Here is a 17246-nt window from a genome sequence, read left to right on the forward strand (position 1 = left end):
GCGGGGAAGGGATTTACCTGTGGGAGCAAAGCTTGCTCGCGATGCAAACACCTCGGTTCCCGAAGAACCGCGTTATCTTCATCGCGGGCAAGCCTTGCTCCCACAGAAACCTCCTCGCCACAAAAAGCCTTTTCCAACGGATGGATCCGGTTGGTCACCCTTTTTCCTCATCGCCAGCCGCTGCCGTCGGCAACGTGAACCCCGACACCGAACGACGCAGCTGGCTGGCCATTTTCGCCAGGTTGCCGATGCTCTCGGCAGTGGCGGTGGAACCGGACGAAGTCTGCGAAGTGATCTGCTGGATCACGTTCATGGTCAAGGAAATCTGCCCCGCCGAGGTGGTCTGTTGCTGCGCCGCGTTGGAAATGCTCTGGATCAGCGCCGCCAAGGTCTTGGACACACCTTCGATTTCTTCCAGGGCGACGCCGGCGTCCTGGGCCAGTCGCGCACCGCGCACCACTTCGGTGGTGGTCTGCTCCATGGAAATCACCGCCTCGTTGGTGTCAGCCTGGATCGCCCGCACCAGGGTCTCGATTTGCCGCGTCGCCGCCGAAGAGCGCTCGGCCAGGCGCTGCACTTCATCGGCCACCACCGCGAACCCGCGCCCGGCATCCCCGGCCATGGACGCCTGGATGGCGGCGTTGAGGGCCAGGATGTTGGTCTGGTCGGCGATGTCGTCGATCAGGCTGACAATGTCGCCGATTTCCTGGGATGACTCACCCAGGCGCTTGATGCGCTTGGCGGTGTCCTGAATCTGCTCGCGAATGTTGTCCATGCCATGAATGGTGTTGTGCACCACCTCATTACCCTTGTTGGCAATCTCCACCGACCGCTCGGCCACCGCCGACGACTCGGCGGCATTGGCCGACACCTGGTCGATGGACTGGGCCATTTCATTAATTGAAGTCGAAGCTTCGGAGATTTGCTGGGCCTGGTGCTCGGAAGCCTGGGCCAGGTGCATCGCCGTGGCCTGGGTTTCCTGCACGGCAGCCGCGACCTGGCCGGCGGTGAGGTTGATGGTCGCCACCAGATCGCGCAGTTGATCCACCGAGTAATTGATGGAGTCGGCGATGGTGCCGGTGAAATCCTCGGTGACCGAGGCCGTGACGGTCAGGTCGCCGTCGGCCAGGTCTTCGATTTCATCCAGCAACCGCATGATCGCGTTCTGGTTGCGCTCGTTCTTTTGTGCGGTTTCGTGCAACTGGCGGTTGGTTTCGCGAACCATCACCAGGCCGATCAGGATGATCGACATCAGCGCCAGCAAACCCAGCACATAGCCGCCGATGGTGTTGATGGAACGCCCACTGGCAAGGTTTTCGAAGGCCGTGGCCAGGTGCGAAGCCTCGTCAAGCAGGGTCTGCGACAGGTTGAAGATGTTGCCGGCCGATTCGCGAACCTTGAACAGCTCCGGGGAGGTCTCGAGGATTTCGTCCACCGAACCGGAGACGAACTCGAAGAGTTCGCTGATTTCACTCAGGCGTGCCCGGGCATCGCGGTCCTGGACCTGGGATATCTTCAAGGCCGGGTCACCTTGCAACATGCCATTGAGCACCTGGCCAAAACGCGCGGCGTCGCGACCGAAGGTGTCGGCGGCCTGGCTGGCGTTTTCGTCCCCCGCCAGCACGGTATTCACCGCGCCGAGAATCCGTTCGGCCAGCAGCGACTGGCGCTGGGCCATGGCCACCTGGGCGGCAGGCGCGCCGCGTTGCAGCAGGATCTCGACGACTTTTTCGTATTCGACCTGCAACTGCGGCACGGTTTCGGCCAGGGTCGCCGCCACCTGGTGCAGCGACAGCACGGTCTGTTCGCTGGAGAGGATGGCATCGGTGTTCTTGAGCAGGCGCTCCCAATCCAGCTGCACGGCGCGCATCTGCGGGCGCAGGGTGGCGGGCGCAGGGGGCAGGCCGGTCACCGGGTCGCCCTGTTTCAAGGAACCCCAGCGCTGGGCGAAGTCATTGCGCGCATCGCTCAGCAGCTTGAACGCCGCAGGCTTGCCGGCGGCGGCCTCGGTGGCGTTCTTGGCGATGCGCTGGGACAGCACCCGCAGCTCACCGGCATGGCCGATGTACTGTTTGTCATAGGTCGATTGGGTGTTGAGGTACGCAAAGTTGGCGAACAGCAGCATGATGAAGACGATCAGCGCGACGAACAGCACGATGATCTGCGAACGACTGCGCGACGCTTCCAGTGGCTTGCCTGTTTTTGCTTTGATCATCGGTTCTCGCCTGTGCTGCCCAATCTATTCACAATCCCAAGCCCGACTGGATTCCCCGTAGGAGCTGCCGAAGGCTGCGATCTTTTGATCCTAGGGCGTATGCCAAAGCAAGCTGTCTGTTGGAAAGATCAAAAGATCGCAGCCTTCGCCAGCTCCTACCCTGAGTTGCGCTGTCGCCTAAATCGCCACATCCATGAACCCTGGCGAGCGCGCCAGGGCAAACGGGCTGAACACTTGCCACTCGCGCTCGCCGCCAAACCGGCCCTTGACGAAGGCCGCTTCCGGGCCGTCGAGGTCGTCCGTCAGCGTCGGTTCCAGGCGGTCCTGGGCAAAATGCTGCAGCCCAAGGACCTCGTCCACCAGCAACCCGGCGAATACCTCGTCGTGATCCACCACCAACACCCGTCGCTGCTTGCGCACGGTCGACAGCTCGTGACCAAAGAACCCGCACAAGTCCATCAACGGCAACAAGCGCCCGCGCAGGTTAGCCACTCCACGCACCCACGGCTTGACCCCGGGCAAATGCGTGTGACGTGGTTCGTGCAGCACTTCGCTGACTTCGCCCATCGGCGCCACGTACCAGTGCTCGCCCAGGCGAAAGCCGATGCCGCTCCAGCCGGCGCGGTGGGTCGGCTGGGAGGGCAGGTCGGCCCCCAGCAACCGGCAGCGCCGGTCGATCTGCAGCAGCAGTTCGAATGCGGTCAGGGATTGGCTCATGGCAGCGCCGTCAGCCCGCCAGCACTTTGTTCAGGGTTGCGATCAGGGTTTCTTCGTCCACCGGTTTGGTCAGGTAGTCCTTCGCCCCTTGGCGCGTGCCCCAGACCTTGTCGGTGTCCTGGTCCTTGGTGGTAATGATGATCACGGGGATGTGGCCGGTGTCCGGGTCCTTGGTCAGCTGGCGCGTGGCCTGGAAACCGTTGAGGCCGGGCATGACGATGTCCATCAGCACCGCATCGGGTTTTTCCTGGCGGGCCAGGGCCACGCCATCGGCGCCATTCTCGGCCTTCAGGACCTGATGGCCGTGCTTTTCCAGCATGCCGGTCAGTTTGTACATTTCAGTCGGCGAATCATCGACGATCAGAATTCGTGCCATGGTGTTCCCCATTTTTTTTGTTGACCCCGGGCCCGGTGGCCGAGTGTCATTAATGTGCCTGGTGCGGCTGGACAGCGGCAAAGCCCGGGACATGGGCCTGTATCGCACCCAGCAGTTCTTCCTTGCTGAACGGCTTGGTCAAAAACTGATCGGAACCGACGATGCGCCCCTTGGCCTTGTCGAACAACCCGTCGCGGGACGACAGCATGATCACTGGCGTGGCCTTGAACGCACTGTTGTTCTTGATCAGGGCACAGGTCTGGTAGCCATCGAGGCGCGGCATCATGATGTCGACAAAAATGATGCCCGGATGATGGTCGGCGATCTTGGCCAGGGCATCGAAGCCATCGACGGCCGTGATCACCTCGCAGCCCACGTTGCGCAGCAAGGTTTCGGCGGTGCGGCGGATGGTCTTCGAGTCGTCGATGACCATGACCTTCAAGGCGCTGGGTTGCTGCTGCGTGAGATGCTCTGCCATTGCCACTGCGAACCGGTTTTTAACGCGTAAGTGTGATCGACAGCGCAAACCCTTGATGTTCAAGGCCCGCACGTCACATGCCAGCCTTTTTAGCACAGTCTCCATCGCCGATCTATCGGCCGCTTGGCACGGTGGTTTTTCCTTGACCGCCAATCTTCCGGGCGCCACTCTGACGCCACTTTTTCACGCCAATATGTGCCCATCAAATTTCGAGGAACCAAGCCATGAGCGTACGCGTCGGCATTGTCATGGACCCTATCGCCCGCATTTCCTATAAAAAGGATAGCTCGCTGGCCATGCTGCTGGCCGCTCAGAAGCGCGGCTGGGAGCTGTTCTACATGGAGCAGCGCGATCTCTACCAGGCCGAGGGCCAGGCTCGGGCGCGGATGAAGCCGCTGAAAGTCTTCGCCAACCCCGAAAAATGGTTTGAGCTGGGCACCGAGCGCGATGCGCTGCTCAGCGACCTGGACGTGATCCTGATGCGCAAGGATCCGCCGTTCGACATGGAATTCGTGTACTCCACCTACCTGCTGGAACAGGCTGAAAACGCCGGTGTGCTGGTGGTCAACAAGCCCCAGAGCCTGCGCGACTGCAACGAAAAGCTGTTCGCCACGCTGTTCCCGCAATGCACGCCGCCAACCATCGTCAGCCGTCGCCCGGACGTGTTGCGCGAATTTGCCGACCATCACGGCGACGTGATCCTCAAGCCCCTGGACGGCATGGGCGGCTCCTCGATCTTCCGCCACACCGCTGGCCACCCTAACCTCTCGGTGATCCTGGAAACCCTGACCTTGCACGGCAAGCAGCAGATCATGATCCAGGGTTACCTGCCGGCCATCGTCGATGGCGACAAGCGCATCCTGATGATCGACGGCGAACCGGTGGATTATTGCCTGGCGCGCATCCCGGCAGCTGGCGAAACCCGCGGCAACCTGGCGGCCGGCGGGCGTGGCGAGGCGCGCCCGTTGACCGACAAGGACCGCTGGATCGCCGCCCAGGTCGGCCCGACCCTGCGCGAAAAAGGCCTGCTGTTCGTAGGCCTGGACGTGATCGGCGAGCACCTGACGGAAATCAACGTCACCAGCCCGACCTGCATCCGCGAGATCGACAATGCCTTTGGCACCGACATCGGCGGCATGCTGATGGATGCCATCGATCAGAAGCTCAAGGCTCGTTGATCCAGATCTGCTGAAGGAAACCCACATTGCGTTATCATGCCCGGCCTGAAAAAAACGCGATGTTGGTTTCCTTGTCATGACACTCCCGTCCGATCTGCCCCAAGAGCTCGCCCATCGTAGCGTGCGCCCGGCTGATCGCCTCGGTTTTACCCTGTTCCTGGCGGCGTTGATCCACCTGGCCCTGCTGCTGGGCGTCGGTTTTGCCACGGTCGAGCCCAAGCAGATCAGCCAGACCCTGGAAATCACCCTGGCCACCTTCAAGAGCGAGACCAAGCCCAAGAAGGCTGATTTTCTCGCCCAGGAAAACCAGCAAGGCAGCGGCACCCTGGAAAAAAAGGCGACCCCCAAGACCACCGAGATCGCGCCGTTCCAGGACACCAAGGTGCAGAAAGTCACCCCGCCGCCAGCTGCAAAGCCCGAAGTGAAGGAGACGACGCCCAAGGCAGCCGTGACCACCGTGGCGCCAAAGCCGAAAAAGGCCCCGGTCAAGGAAGAGGTCAAGCCTGATCCCAAGCCCAAGGCCCCCGAACCCACCTTCGACAGCTCACAGTTGTCCAGCGACATCGCCAGCCTGGAAGCCGAACTGGCCCAGGAGCAACAGCTCTACGCCAAGCGCCCGCGCATCCACCGCCTGAGCGCCGCCTCGACCATGCGCGACAAGGGCGCCTGGTACAAGGACGAGTGGCGCAAGAAGGTCGAGCGCATCGGCAACCTCAACTACCCCGACGAAGCGCGGCGCAAGCAGATCTACGGCAACCTGCGGCTAATGGTCTCGATCAACCGTGACGGCTCGCTGTATGAAGTACTGGTGCTCGAATCCTCCGGCCAGCCGCTTTTGGACCAGGCCGCCCAGAGGATCGTGCGCCTGGCCGCGCCGTTTGCACCGTTTACCGGGGACCTGTCGGACATCGACCGCCTGGAGATCATCCGCACCTGGAAGTTCGCCCGTGGCGACCGGCTCTCCAGTAACTGACTCAGGCCTGAGCCCGCCACAGATCCCTTGTGGGAGCGGGCCGTGTGGGAGCAAGGCTTGCTCGCGATGAAAGCGCCGCGGCCTCTTGAGAACCGCAGCGCCTGGATCGCGAGCAAGCTTTGCTCCCACAAAGCCCTCTCCCACATTTGGTCGGAGTCGCCAACCAGACCGAGACATTTCCTGCACATCCCCAGCTTGTCAGTTCGGCCCTGCCCCGCCACACTAGCGCCTATGAAAAACGTCAGCCCCACCTACCTCAAGCATCACTTCCTGATTGCCATGCCGCACATGGCCGATCCGAATTTTGCCCACACCTTGACCTACATCGTCGAGCACACGGCCAATGGGGCCATGGGGCTGGTAATCAATCGCCCGCAGGAGCTGAACCTGGCGGACATCCTGGAGCAGTTGCGCCCCGAAGTGGAACCGCCACTCTTGTGCCAGCACGTACCGATTTTCATCGGTGGCCCGGTGCAGACCGACCGCGGCTTCGTGCTCCATCCGTCGGGCCCCAAATACCAGGCCACCGTGGATCTGGACGGGATATCACTGTCCACCTCCCAGGACGTGCTGTTCGCCATCGCCGACGGCGTCGGCCCGCAAAAGAGCCTGATCGCCCTCGGCTATGCCGGTTGGGAACCCGGGCAACTGGAAGCCGAACTGGCCGACAACGCCTGGCTGACCTGCCCGTTCGATGCCGACATCCTGTTCAACACCAGCAGCGAACTGCGCCTGGAAGCGGCGGCCAGCCGGCTAGGGGTCAACCTCAGCCTGCTCACCAGCCAGGCAGGACACGCCTGATGGCCCTGCGCTTGCTGCTGGGTTTCGATTACGGCACCAAACAGATCGGCGTAGCGGTCGGCCAGGTCATTACCGGCCAGGCCCGCGAGTTGTGCACCTTGAAGGCGCAAAATGGTGTTCCGGACTGGAACCAGGTCGAAGCGCTGATCAAGGAGTGGAAACCCGATGCCGTGGTGGTCGGCCTGCCGCTGAACATGGACGGCACGCCCAGCGACATGTGCCTGCGCGCCGAGAAATTCGCCCGCCGGCTCAATGGCCGCTACAACCTGCCCTTCTATACCCATGACGAGCGCCTGACCACGTTCGAGGCCAAGGGTGAGCGCCTGGTGCGCGGCGGGCAGAAAGGCAGTTACCGCGACAACCCGGTGGACGCCATCGCCGCCGCCCTGCTGCTGCAAGGCTGGCTCGACGCCAACGCCGCCCTGTTCGAAACCTGATTTTTTGAAAGCGCCGCCAAGGCGCTTTCTCTTAGCGATAGACCGCGCCACTCACCACCGGCCCGGGAACCTGAAGGAGCCAGCATGAGCCTGCCCAATCCTGCCGAACTGATCAGCCAGATGGCGATTCGTCTCAAGGCACACCTGGAACACCGCGGCATCAGCGACCCGCGCTACATCGGTATTCGCACCGGTGGCGTCTGGGTCGCCCAGGCCTTGCTCGAAGCACTGGGCAGCCAATCGCCCCTGGGCACCCTGGACGTGTCCTTCTACCGCGACGACTTCAGCCAGAACGGCCTGCACCCGCAAGTGCGCCCCTCGGCCCTGCCGTTCGAGATCGAAGGCCAGCACCTGGTGCTGATCGACGACGTGCTGATGAGCGGTCGGACCATCCGCGCCGCCCTCAATGAACTGTTCGACTACGGCCGCCCGGCCAGCGTGACGCTGGTGTGCCTGCTGGACCTGGACGCCGCCGAGCTGCCGATCCGGCCGAACGTGGTCGGTGCGACGCTGACGCTGGCCGCCCATGAGCGGGTCAAGCTCTCCGGCCCGTCGCCGCTGCAACTCGAACTGCAAGACCTTGCCCTTTAACTGCCCTTGTAAGAGTCCATCGCGATGACGCCTCTCGAAACCAAGCGCCCGCTGCAGCTCAACGACCAGGGCCAGCTGCAGCACTTCCTGTCCCTCGACGGCCTGCGCCGCGAGCTGCTGACGGAAATCCTCGACACTGCCGACTCGTTCCTCGAAGTCGGTGCCCGGGCGGTGAAGAAAGTCCCATTGCTGCGCGGCAAGACCGTGTGCAACGTGTTCTTCGAAAACTCCACCCGCACCCGCACCACCTTCGAACTGGCGGCCCAGCGGCTGTCGGCGGACGTGATCACCCTCAACGTGTCCACGTCCTCGGCGAGCAAGGGTGAAACCCTGCTCGACACCCTGCGCAACCTCGAAGCCATGGCCGCCGACATGTTCGTCGTGCGCCACGGCGACTCCGGTGCAGCGCACTTCATTGCCGAACACGTCTGCCCGCAAGTGGCGATCATCAACGGCGGCGACGGCCGTCACGCCCACCCGACCCAGGGCATGCTGGACATGCTGACCATCCGTCGGCACAAGGGCGGCTTCGAGAACCTGTCGGTGGCCATCGTCGGCGACATCCTGCACTCGCGGGTGGCCCGCTCGAACATGCTGGCCCTCAAGACCCTCGGCTGCCCGGACATCCGTGTGATCGCGCCCAAGACCCTGCTGCCCATCGGCGTCGAGCAATACGGCGTGAAGGTCTACACCGACATGACCGAAGGCCTCAAGGATGTGGACGTGGTGATCATGCTGCGCCTGCAACGCGAGCGCATGACCGGCGGCCTGCTGCCCAGCGAAGGTGAGTTCTACCGCCTGTTCGGCCTGACCACCGCCCGCCTGGCCGGGGCCAAGCCGGACGCTATCGTCATGCACCCGGGGCCGATCAACCGCGGCGTGGAGATCGAGTCGGCGGTGGCCGACGGGCCGCACTCGGTGATTCTCAACCAGGTGACCTACGGCATCGCCATCCGCATGGCCGTGCTGTCCATGGCCATGAGCGGGCAAACGGCCCAGCGCCAATTCGACCAGGAGAACGCCCAGTGAAGCTCAGCATTCTCGGCGCACGCGTGATCGATCCAGCCAGTGGCCTGGATCAAGTGACTGATATTCATATCGATGCCTGCAAGATCGTCGCCCTTGGCGCAGCGCCGGCCGGTTTCGTCGCGGTCGAGACCCTCGACGCCCAAGGCCTGGTGGCCGCTCCCGGCCTGGTGGACCTGAACGTCGCCCTGCGCGAGCCGGGCTACAGCCGCAAAGGCAGTATCGTCAGCGAGACCCGGGCCGCCGCTGCCGGTGGCGTGACCAGCCTGTGCTGCCCGCCGCAGACCAAACCGGTGCTGGACACCTCGGCCGTGGCCGAACTGATCCTTGACCGCGCCCGCGAGGCCGGCAACACCAAGGTTTTCCCCATCGGCGCACTGAGCAAAGGCCTGGACGGCGAGCAACTGGCCGAGCTCATCGCCCTGCGTGACGCCGGTTGCGTGGCGTTCGGCAACGGCCTGAACAGTTTCAGCAACACCCGTACCCTGTGCCGTGCCCTGGAATACGCGGCGACCTTCGGCCTGACGGTGATCTTCAACTCCCAGGACCACGACCTGGCCGAAGGCGGCTTGGCCCACGAGGGCCCGACCGCCAGCTTCCTCGGCCTGCCGGGCATCCCGGAAACCGCCGAGACCGTGGCCCTGGCCCGAGACCTGCTGTTGGTCGAGCAAAGCGGCGTGCGCGCCCACTTCAGCCAGTTGACCAGTGCCCGCGGCGCGGCGCTGATCGCCCAGGCCCAGGCCCGCGGCCTGCCGGTGACCGCCGATGTGGCGCTCTACCAGTTGATCCTGACCGACGAAGCGCTGATCGATTTCAACAGCGTCTACCACGTCCAGCCGCCGCTGCGCACCCGCGCCGACCGCGATGGCTTGCGCGAGGCGGTGAAATCCGGGGTGATCTCGGCCATCTCCAGCCATCACCAACCCCACGAACGCGATGCCAAGCTGGCACCGTTTGGCGCCACCGAGCCGGGCATCAGCAGCGTCGAACTGCTGCTGCCGCTGGCCCTGACACTGGTGGAAGACGGTTTGCTGGACCTGCCGACCCTGCTGGCGCGCCTGAGCGCCGGTCCGGCCCAGGCACTGCAATTGCCGGCGGGGAAACTCGCGGTGGGCGCCGCGGCGGACCTGGTGCTGTTCGACCCTGCCACGTCCACGGTGGCCGGTGAAGCCTGGCGTTCCAAGGGTGACAACTGCCCGTTCCTCGGCCATAGCCTGCCGGGAGTGGTGCGTTACACCCTGATGGATGGGCGGATTACCCATCAGGCCTGATACCGCGCCGCGCCTATCGCGAGCAAGCTCGCTCCCACAGGTGGATCTTTGGTGAACACATGATTTGTGAACATCTCGATCCAGTGTGTGAGCGAGCTTGCTCGCGATGCAGGCGACCCGGTCTTACTGAAAAGCCCCACGCTTCTGCGCATTACGAATCGACACCTGATCGTTCAGCGTCCAGAAGTCATACAGCACCCCCAGGAAAAACACCCCGCCGGTCAGCAGGTAAAGGATCCCGCTGAGCCATTTGCCCTGGTACATGCGGTGTACGCCCAGCACCCCGAGAAACGTCAGAAGAATCCACGCCACGCTGTATTCGATGGGCCCCGGGGTGAAACGCAGGTCCGCTTCGCGGTCCATGGCCGGAATCAGGAACAGGTCGATCAACCAGCCTATGCCCAGCAGGCCGAAGGTGAAGAACCAGATCGTGCCCGTGACCGGCTTGCCGTAATAGAAACGATGGGCCCCTGTGAACCCGAAAATCCACAGCAGATACCCAATGACCTTGCTGTGGGTATCGCGGATTGCATCCTGCTGATAGCTGTTCATGAATGGCCTCTTTTGCCTCGATAGATAAATTTTTTCTGACTTTTTGTGACTTTTTCGTGTCTGGCCGACAAACGGTTCTCGGCACCCCGAACCGACGAAAGCCCCGTGGCATAGGGGTTCTGTCGGACAATCCGGTCAATTTGCCGCATTTTGCTGGTTTTTGCGCGGCGTTTCGAATCGACAAACGGCCTCGGAATGGCAAAAAAAGCTGTTATAAAGTTGCGCGCCAACCTTTAAGAGCCCTGCCTAATGCGTCCATTTTTCAAGACATGGCTAACCCTCTGCCTATTATTGCCACTGGCCGCCCACGCCACCAATCGTGAGCAACGTCTTCCCAACGTCAACGGCTATACCCCGAAATCCCATGTTTCTGCTTCCTTGAGCAAGAACAAGCCAAGCGCCCAGCGCGTGAGCACGACCAACAGCAAGCTGGTCCCGCCGATGGCGACCAAAACGAGCAGCAATGTGTTGAGTCGCGCCGTGAATGTACTCGGCACACCTTACCGTTGGGGCGGCAGTAGCCCAAGTAAAGGTTTCGATTGCAGCGGGCTGGTGAAATACGCCTTCAACGACGCCACCTTCGACCTGCCGCGCACCTCCAACGCCATGGCCACCGGTCATGGCGAGAAAGTCGAGCGCAAGGATCTCAAGCCAGGCGACCTGATCTTCTTCAAGCTCAGGAGCCGCCGGGTCAACCACGTGGCCATCTACCTGGGCAACGACCGCTTCATCCACGCCCCGCGCCGTGGCAAGTCGGTGAGCATCGATACCTTGAACAAGCCGTATTGGAACAGTCATTACGTGATAGCCAAGCGCGTGCTGCCCAAAGAGCCGGGGGCGATGCACGTGGTTCAGCGCTGAAGAGCGCATGGCCTTTAGCTAGGTTGCACCTGTAGGAGCTGCCGAAGGCTGCGATCTTTTGATCCTGATCTTTCGCTCTCGACTCAATCGGCAGTGGAAAGATCGCAGCCTCGTTGCACTCGACAGCTCCTACAGGGACTGCCGCCTCCCTGTTCCTGCTTAGAAGTTATCCGGCGTACGCGCCCGCTCCCGCGCATGCTCGCGGCTGATCAGCCCCTTGTTCACCAAGTCCTTCAGGCACATGTCCAGCGTCTGCATCCCCAGCGAGCCGCCGGTCTGGATGGCCGAGTACATCTGCGCCACCTTGTCTTCACGGATCAGGTTCCGAATGGCCGCGGTGCCCAGCATGATTTCATGCGCCGCGATCCGGCCGCCGCCGATCTTCTTGACCAGCGTCTGGGAAATCACCGCCTGCAACGATTCCGACAACATCGAGCGAACCATGGACTTCTCGTCACCGGGGAACACGTCCACCACCCGGTCAATGGTCTTGGCCGCCGACGTGGTGTGCAGGGTGCCGAATACCAGGTGCCCGGTTTCGGCGGCGGTCAGCGCCAGGCGAATGGTCTCCAGGTCGCGCATCTCCCCCACCAGGATCACGTCCGGGTCCTCCCGCAGGGCCGAACGCAGGGCCGTGGAGAAACCCTGGGTGTCGCGGTGCACCTCGCGCTGGTTGATCAGGCATTTGCGCGGTTCGTGAACGAATTCGATAGGGTCTTCGATGGTGAGGATGTGATGGTGCTTGTGGCTGTTCAGGTAATCGATCATGGCCGCCAGGGTGGTGGACTTGCCTGAACCGGTCGGCCCGGTCACCAACACCAGCCCGCGAGGGGCCTCGGTCACTTTGCGAAACACCTCGCCCATCCCCAGGTCTTCCATGGTCAGGACTTTCGACGGAATGGTGCGGAACACCGCCCCCGCACCGCGATTCTGGTTAAAGGCGTTGACCCGAAACCGTGCGACGCCCGGCACGTCGAAGGAAAAATCGGTCTCCAGAAACTTTTCGTAATCCACCCGTTGCCGGTCGTTCATGATGTCGTAGATCAGTTCATGAACCTGCTTGTGGTCCAGTGCCGGCAGGTTGATGCGCCTGACATCGCCATCGACGCGGATCATCGGTGGCAGCCCGGCGGACAGGTGCAGGTCCGACGCGCCCTGCTTGGCGCTGAACGCCAGTAACTCAGTGATATCCATAGCGCTCCTCAATTCCAGTAGAATGCCGCGAACCTCACCGCTGGCGCTTCTTTATGTCCACGATAGCAGACAACATCGCTCAGGTTAGTTCGCGCATCCGCGCTGCGGAGCAGGCCGCCCAGCGTGCCGAACACAGTGTCCAACTGCTGGCCGTGAGCAAGACCAAGCCCGTCCAGGCACTGCGCGAAGCCTATGCCGCAGGCCTGCGGGACTTCGGCGAGAACTACCTGCAAGAAGCCTTGGGCAAACAGCTCGAACTGACCGACCTGCCCTTGATCTGGCACTTCATCGGCCCCATTCAATCGAACAAGACGCGCGCTATCGCCGAACATTTCGACTGGGTGCATTCCGTGGATCGCTTGAAAATCGCACAACGTCTGTCCGAACAACGCCCGGCCGACTTGCCACCGCTGAACATCTGCATTCAGGTCAACGTCAGCGGTGAAACCAGCAAATCCGGCTGTACCCCAGCGGACCTGCCCGCCCTGGCCAGCGCCATCAGCGCCCTGCCCCGCCTGAAACTGCGCGGGTTGATGGCGATTCCCGAACCCACCGAAGACCGCGCCGCCCAGGATGCTGCCTTCGCCGCTGTCCAACGCCTGCAAGCCAGCCTGGCGCTGCCGCTGGACACCCTTTCCATGGGCATGAGCCACGACCTTGAGTCGGCCATTGCCCAGGGCGCCACCTGGGTGCGCATCGGTACAGCCCTGTTTGGTGCCCGCGACTACGGTCAATCCTGAAACATGGCCGACTCATCTCTTTATAAGGACCTGTCATGAGCAACATGCGTATTGCCTTCATCGGCGCCGGCAACATGGCCGCCAGCCTGATCGGCGGCCTGCGGGCCAAGGGCCTGGACGCTTCCCTGATCCGCGCCAGCGATCCGGGCGAAGCGACCCGCACCCGGGTGAGCGCCGAGCACGGCATCGAAACCTTCGCCGACAACGCCCAGGCCATCGACGGCGCGGACGTCATCGTGCTGGCGGTCAAGCCGCAGGCGATGAAAACCGTCTGCCAAGCCCTGCGCCCAAGCCTCAAGCCCCATCAACTGGTGGTGTCGATTGCCGCCGGCATTACTTGCGCCAGCATGAACAACTGGCTCGGCGAGCAGCCCATCGTACGCTGCATGCCCAACACCCCGGCGCTGCTACGCCAGGGCGTCAGCGGCCTGTTCGCCACTTCCCAAGTGTCCACCGCACAACGCCAGCAGGCCGAGGAGCTGCTGTCGGCTGTCGGCCTGGCACTGTGGCTGGACACCGAACAGCAACTGGACGCCGTCACCGCGGTCTCCGGCTCGGGCCCCGCGTACTTCTTCCTGCTGATCGAAGCCATGACCGCCGCCGGCGAGAAACTCGGCCTGCCCCGGGAAACCGCCGCTCAGCTGACCTTGCAGACCGCACTGGGCGCCGCGCACATGGCGGTGTCCAGCGACGTCGATGCGGCCGAACTGCGCCGCCGTGTGACCTCGCCGGCCGGCACCACCGAAGCGGCCATCAAATCGTTCCAGGCCGGGGGCTTCGAAGCCCTGGTGGAAAAAGCACTCGGCGCCGCCGCGCACCGCTCGGCCGAAATGGCCGAACAACTGGGCCAATAAGGAGTCATTCATGATTGGATTGAACACTGCAGCGGTGTACGTGCTGCAAACCCTCGGCAGCCTGTACCTGCTGATCGTGCTGCTGCGCTTCGTGCTGCAACTGGTGCGCGCCAACTTCTACAACCCGCTGTGCCAGTTCATCGTCAAGGCCACCCAGCCACTGCTCAAGCCGCTGCGTCGGATCATCCCTAGCCTGTTCGGCCTGGACATGTCTTCGCTGGTCCTGGCGATTCTCGTGCAACTGGCGCTGATGGCCCTGACACTGCTGCTGACCTACGGCACCACCGGCAACCCGCTGCAACTGCTGATCTGGTCGATCATTGGCGTGACCGCGCTGTTCCTGAAGATTTTCTTCTTCGCCCTGATCATCAGCGTGATCCTGTCGTGGGTCGCACCGGGCAGTCACAACCCGGGCGCCGAACTGGTGAACCAGATCTGCGAGCCGGCCCTGGCGCCGTTCCGCCGTATCCTGCCGAACCTCGGCGGCCTGGATATCTCGCCGATCCTGGCATTCATGGTGCTCAAGCTGATCGACATGCTGGTGATCAACAACCTGGCGGCGATGACCATGATGCCGGAAATCCTGCGCCTGCTGATCTGACCCACGTGAGCTACTTTCGCTGGGATGGCGACGACCTGATCCTGGAGTGTCACCTGCAACCGGCAGCCCGCAGCGATGATTTCGCCGGGCTGCACGGTGACCGCCTGAAGATCCGCCTCACCGCCCCGCCGGTCGAGGGCAAGGCCAACGCATACTTGATGGCGTTCCTGGCCAAGGCGTTTGGCGTGTCCAAGAGCCAGGTCAGCCTGGTCAGCGGCGAATTGAACCGGCAGAAACGGGTGCGCATCCATTCGCCGAAGAAACTGCCGGAGTTGCCGGGCCTCGCCCGGCCCACCTGATCCGGCTTGGATCGGGGGCATGGTTAACCCTGTGGCGAGGGAGCTTGCTCCCGCTGGGAGGCGCCTGCAGGAGCTGCCGGAGGCTGCGATCTTTTGATCTTGATCTGTTGTGCGTTCGCTCACGACTCAATTGCCTGGGGAAAGATCGCAGCCTCGTTGCACTCGACAGCTCCTACAGGGCCGCTTCGCGCCCCAGCAGGAGCAAGCTCCCTCGCCACAAAAACAACGGCGGACAATCAGCCGCGCCTTTGCTTGCCGCCCGCCACAGCGGTCTTTAGACTTACGCCTCATTTCAACGCGAGCAGGGTCGATGCCAGCTGCCTTTCCCCCCGATTCCGTTGGTCTGGTGACGCCGCAAATGGCGCATTTCAGCGAGCCCCTGGCCCTGGCCTGCGGCCGTTCGTTGCCAGCCTATGACCTGATCTACGAAACCTACGGCACCCTCAATGCCACGGCGAGCAATGCCGTGCTGATTTGCCACGCCTTGTCGGGGCATCACCACGCCGCCGGCTACCACAGCATCGACGACCGCAAGCCCGGCTGGTGGGACAGTTGCATCGGCCCGGGCAAGCCCATCGACACCAGCAAGTTCTTCGTGGTCAGCCTGAACAACCTGGGCGGCTGCAACGGCTCCACCGGCCCCAGCAGCCTCAACCCGGACACCGGCAGACCCTTCGGCGCCGATTTCCCGGTGCTGACCGTGGAGGACTGGGTCCACAGCCAGGCACGCCTGGCCGATCGCCTCGGTATCGGCCAGTGGGCAGCCGTGATCGGCGGCAGCCTGGGGGGCATGCAAGCCCTGCAGTGGACCATCACCTACCCGGACCGCGTGCGCCACTGCCTGGCAATCGCCTCGGCGCCCAAGCTGTCGGCGCAGAACATCGCCTTCAACGAAGTGGCACGCCAGGCGATCCTCACCGACCCCGACTTCCACGGCGGCTCGTTCCAGGAGCACGGCGTGATCCCCAAGCGCGGGCTGATGCTGGCGCGGATGGTCGGGCACATCACCTACCTGTCCGACGACTCCATGGGCGAGAAATTCGGCCGCGGCCTCAAGAGCGAAAAGCTCAACTACGACTTCCACAGCGTCGAGTTCCAGGTCGAGAGCTACCTGCGTTATCAGGGCGAGGAGTTCTCCGGGCGTTTCGACGCCAACACGTACCTGTTGATGACCAAGGCACTGGACTACTTCGATCCGGCGGCGAACTTCGACGATAACCTGGCGAAAACCTTCGCCAATGCCACCGCCAAGTTCTGCGTGATGTCGTTCACCACCGACTGGCGCTTCTCCCCGGCGCGCTCGCGCGAGCTGGTGGACGCGCTGATGGCCGCGCGCAAGGACGTCTGCTACCTGGAAATCGACGCGCCCCAGGGTCACGACGCCTTTTTGATCCCGATCCCGCGCTACCTGCAGGCGTTCGGCAACTACATGAACCGTATAACGCTGTGAGGACGCCATGAGAGCCGATCTGGACATCATCCAGGAATGGATCCCCGCCGGCAGCCGCGTGCTCGACCTGGGCTGCGGCAACGGCGAACTGCTGACCTGGCTGCGGGACAACAAGCAAGTCAGCGGCTACGGCCTGGAAAACGACCCGGACAACATCGCCGAGTGCGTTGCCAAGGGCATCAACGTCATCGAGCAGGACCTGGACAAGGGCCTGGGCAATTTTGCCAGCAACAGCTTCGACATCGTGGTCATGACCCAGGCGCTGCAAGCGGTGCACTACCCGGACAAGATCCTCGACGAAATGCTGCGGGTCGGACGCCAGTGCATCATCACCTTCCCCAACTTCGGCCACTGGCGTTGCCGCTGGTACCTGGCGAGCAAGGGTCGCATGCCCGTTTCGGAGTTCTTGCCCTACACCTGGTACAACACGCCGAACATCCACTTCTGCACCTTCGAGGATTTCGAAGCGCTGTGCCGCGAGCGTCAAGCCAAGGTCATCGATCGCCTGGCCGTGGACCAACAGCACCGCCACGGGTGGGCCAGCAAGCTATGGCCTAATCTGTTAGGTGAGATAGGCATCTATCGGGTCAGCAGCCCAGGCCTTAACGATCATCAGGTCGCGGTCTGAGCCC

General features: G+C 62.9%; 20 protein-coding genes. 14 read left to right on the top strand and 6 right to left on the bottom strand.

All coding sequences use genetic code 11. The features are described from left to right. Positions 1 to 154 precede the first annotated feature (154 nt). From AC09SL_RS23070 to AC09SL_RS23085, 4 genes are all read right to left on the bottom strand, one after another. Positions 155 to 2215, bottom strand: coding sequence for a methyl-accepting chemotaxis protein (locus AC09SL_RS23070; RefSeq protein WP_058544373.1), 2061 nt, complete (start codon positions 2213 to 2215; stop codon positions 155 to 157). Between the two features lie 177 nt (positions 2216 to 2392). Further along, positions 2393 to 2932, bottom strand: a complete 540-nt coding sequence (locus tag AC09SL_RS23075; RefSeq protein WP_058544374.1) for a chemotaxis protein CheW — start codon at positions 2930 to 2932, stop codon at positions 2393 to 2395. 10 nt (positions 2933 to 2942) lie between these two features. Continuing rightward, positions 2943 to 3308, bottom strand: coding sequence for a twitching motility response regulator PilH (gene pilH, locus AC09SL_RS23080; protein ID WP_058544375.1), 366 nt, complete (start codon positions 3306 to 3308; stop codon positions 2943 to 2945). A gap of 49 nt (positions 3309 to 3357) precedes the next feature. Continuing rightward, a complete protein-coding gene (locus tag AC09SL_RS23085; protein WP_003206467.1) occupies positions 3358 to 3786 on the bottom strand; it encodes a response regulator in 429 nt (142 codons plus the stop codon). Between the two features lie 224 nt (positions 3787 to 4010). Between AC09SL_RS23085 and gshB the strand changes: the two genes are divergently transcribed. From gshB to AC09SL_RS23120, 7 genes are all read left to right on the top strand, one after another. After that, positions 4011 to 4964: a glutathione synthase gene (gene gshB / locus AC09SL_RS23090; RefSeq protein WP_064106883.1), complete on the top strand. Its 954-nt coding sequence runs from the start codon at positions 4011 to 4013 to the stop codon at positions 4962 to 4964. A gap of 76 nt (positions 4965 to 5040) precedes the next feature. Then, positions 5041 to 5937, top strand: coding sequence for an energy transducer TonB (locus AC09SL_RS23095; RefSeq protein WP_064106884.1), 897 nt, complete (start codon positions 5041 to 5043; stop codon positions 5935 to 5937). 231 nt (positions 5938 to 6168) lie between these two features. Continuing rightward, positions 6169 to 6738 carry a YqgE/AlgH family protein gene (locus tag AC09SL_RS23100; RefSeq protein WP_058545932.1) on the top strand — a complete coding sequence of 190 codons (570 nt, stop codon included), beginning with the start codon at positions 6169 to 6171 and terminating at the stop codon, positions 6736 to 6738. Next, complete coding sequence (gene ruvX, locus AC09SL_RS23105; RefSeq protein ID WP_003177497.1) at positions 6738 to 7175, top strand: Holliday junction resolvase RuvX; 438 nt, start codon at positions 6738 to 6740, stop codon at positions 7173 to 7175. Before AC09SL_RS23100 ends, ruvX begins: the two co-directional genes overlap by 1 nt. Before the next feature lie 84 nt (positions 7176 to 7259). Next, complete coding sequence (gene pyrR / locus AC09SL_RS23110) at positions 7260 to 7766, top strand: bifunctional pyr operon transcriptional regulator/uracil phosphoribosyltransferase PyrR (protein WP_058545933.1); 507 nt, start codon at positions 7260 to 7262, stop codon at positions 7764 to 7766. 24 nt (positions 7767 to 7790) lie between these two features. Next, positions 7791 to 8795 carry an aspartate carbamoyltransferase catalytic subunit gene (locus tag AC09SL_RS23115; RefSeq protein WP_064106885.1) on the top strand — a complete coding sequence of 335 codons (1005 nt, stop codon included), beginning with the start codon at positions 7791 to 7793 and terminating at the stop codon, positions 8793 to 8795. Continuing rightward, entirely contained in the window at positions 8792 to 10063 is a 1272-nt protein-coding gene (locus tag AC09SL_RS23120; RefSeq protein WP_058543299.1) for a dihydroorotase, read from the top strand. Before AC09SL_RS23115 ends, AC09SL_RS23120 begins: the two co-directional genes overlap by 4 nt. A 123-nt stretch (positions 10064 to 10186) precedes the next feature. Here AC09SL_RS23120 and AC09SL_RS23125 read toward each other — a convergent pair whose 3' ends face one another. After that, entirely contained in the window at positions 10187 to 10615 is a 429-nt protein-coding gene (locus AC09SL_RS23125; protein WP_003206477.1) for an NINE protein, read from the bottom strand. Between the two features lie 249 nt (positions 10616 to 10864). Here AC09SL_RS23125 and AC09SL_RS23130 point away from each other — a divergent pair, with 249 nt between their 5' ends. Then, positions 10865 to 11476 (top strand): C40 family peptidase, encoded by a 612-nt coding sequence (locus tag AC09SL_RS23130; RefSeq protein ID WP_058543298.1) that lies wholly within the window; start codon positions 10865 to 10867, stop codon positions 11474 to 11476. A gap of 159 nt (positions 11477 to 11635) precedes the next feature. Here AC09SL_RS23130 and AC09SL_RS23135 read toward each other — a convergent pair whose 3' ends face one another. Further along, positions 11636 to 12670: a type IV pilus twitching motility protein PilT gene (locus AC09SL_RS23135; protein ID WP_058543297.1), complete on the bottom strand. Its 1035-nt coding sequence runs from the start codon at positions 12668 to 12670 to the stop codon at positions 11636 to 11638. A 53-nt stretch (positions 12671 to 12723) separates the two neighbouring features. On the opposite strand from AC09SL_RS23135, the gene AC09SL_RS23140 reads away from it, so the two are divergent. The 6 genes from AC09SL_RS23140 (at position 12724) to metW (ending at position 17242) form a co-directional block, all read left to right on the top strand. After that, positions 12724 to 13410, top strand: a complete 687-nt coding sequence (locus AC09SL_RS23140) for a YggS family pyridoxal phosphate-dependent enzyme (RefSeq protein WP_058543296.1) — start codon at positions 12724 to 12726, stop codon at positions 13408 to 13410. A 35-nt stretch (positions 13411 to 13445) separates the two neighbouring features. After that, positions 13446 to 14264 (top strand): pyrroline-5-carboxylate reductase, encoded by an 819-nt coding sequence (gene proC, locus AC09SL_RS23145; protein ID WP_058543295.1) that lies wholly within the window; start codon positions 13446 to 13448, stop codon positions 14262 to 14264. 10 nt (positions 14265 to 14274) lie between these two features. Continuing rightward, on the top strand, positions 14275 to 14865 hold the full coding sequence (locus tag AC09SL_RS23150) for a YggT family protein (protein WP_058543294.1): 591 nt from the start codon (positions 14275 to 14277) through the stop codon (positions 14863 to 14865). Between the two features lie 5 nt (positions 14866 to 14870). Then, positions 14871 to 15164: a DUF167 domain-containing protein gene (locus tag AC09SL_RS23155; protein ID WP_064106886.1), complete on the top strand. Its 294-nt coding sequence runs from the start codon at positions 14871 to 14873 to the stop codon at positions 15162 to 15164. Between the two features lie 310 nt (positions 15165 to 15474). Next, positions 15475 to 16614, top strand: coding sequence for a homoserine O-succinyltransferase MetX (gene metX / locus AC09SL_RS23160; RefSeq protein ID WP_058543292.1), 1140 nt, complete (start codon positions 15475 to 15477; stop codon positions 16612 to 16614). 7 nt (positions 16615 to 16621) lie between these two features. Next, entirely contained in the window at positions 16622 to 17242 is a 621-nt protein-coding gene (gene metW / locus AC09SL_RS23165; protein WP_058543291.1) for a methionine biosynthesis protein MetW, read from the top strand. Positions 17243 to 17246: the final 4 nt, after the last annotated feature.

The organism is Pseudomonas sp. PF05 (assembly GCF_056521845.1).

Excerpts from the sequence above, each read along its gene's own strand:
- AC09SL_RS23100 (WP_058545932.1), top strand. The coding sequence starts at position 6,169 with ATGAAAAACGTCAGCCCCACCTACCTCAAGCATCACTTCCTGATTGCC.
- AC09SL_RS23085 (WP_003206467.1), bottom strand. The coding sequence starts at position 3,786 with ATGGCAGAGCATCTCACGCAGCAGCAACCCAGCGCCTTGAAGGTCATG.
- AC09SL_RS23140 (WP_058543296.1), top strand. The coding sequence starts at position 12,724 with ATGTCCACGATAGCAGACAACATCGCTCAGGTTAGTTCGCGCATCCGC.
- AC09SL_RS23095 (WP_064106884.1), top strand. The coding sequence starts at position 5,041 with ATGACACTCCCGTCCGATCTGCCCCAAGAGCTCGCCCATCGTAGCGTG.
- AC09SL_RS23070 (WP_058544373.1), bottom strand. The coding sequence starts at position 2,215 with ATGATCAAAGCAAAAACAGGCAAGCCACTGGAAGCGTCGCGCAGTCGT.
- AC09SL_RS23130 (WP_058543298.1), top strand. The coding sequence starts at position 10,865 with ATGCGTCCATTTTTCAAGACATGGCTAACCCTCTGCCTATTATTGCCA.
- metW (WP_058543291.1), top strand. The coding sequence starts at position 16,622 with ATGAGAGCCGATCTGGACATCATCCAGGAATGGATCCCCGCCGGCAGC.
- AC09SL_RS23150 (WP_058543294.1), top strand. The coding sequence starts at position 14,275 with ATGATTGGATTGAACACTGCAGCGGTGTACGTGCTGCAAACCCTCGGC.
- AC09SL_RS23135 (WP_058543297.1), bottom strand. The coding sequence starts at position 12,670 with ATGGATATCACTGAGTTACTGGCGTTCAGCGCCAAGCAGGGCGCGTCG.
- gshB (WP_064106883.1), top strand. The coding sequence starts at position 4,011 with ATGAGCGTACGCGTCGGCATTGTCATGGACCCTATCGCCCGCATTTCC.
- metX (WP_058543292.1), top strand. The coding sequence starts at position 15,475 with ATGCCAGCTGCCTTTCCCCCCGATTCCGTTGGTCTGGTGACGCCGCAA.
- AC09SL_RS23075 (WP_058544374.1), bottom strand. The coding sequence starts at position 2,932 with ATGAGCCAATCCCTGACCGCATTCGAACTGCTGCTGCAGATCGACCGG.
- pilH (WP_058544375.1), bottom strand. The coding sequence starts at position 3,308 with ATGGCACGAATTCTGATCGTCGATGATTCGCCGACTGAAATGTACAAA.
- AC09SL_RS23115 (WP_064106885.1), top strand. The coding sequence starts at position 7,791 with ATGACGCCTCTCGAAACCAAGCGCCCGCTGCAGCTCAACGACCAGGGC.
- ruvX (WP_003177497.1), top strand. The coding sequence starts at position 6,738 with ATGGCCCTGCGCTTGCTGCTGGGTTTCGATTACGGCACCAAACAGATC.
- AC09SL_RS23125 (WP_003206477.1), bottom strand. The coding sequence starts at position 10,615 with ATGAACAGCTATCAGCAGGATGCAATCCGCGATACCCACAGCAAGGTC.
- proC (WP_058543295.1), top strand. The coding sequence starts at position 13,446 with ATGAGCAACATGCGTATTGCCTTCATCGGCGCCGGCAACATGGCCGCC.
- pyrR (WP_058545933.1), top strand. The coding sequence starts at position 7,260 with ATGAGCCTGCCCAATCCTGCCGAACTGATCAGCCAGATGGCGATTCGT.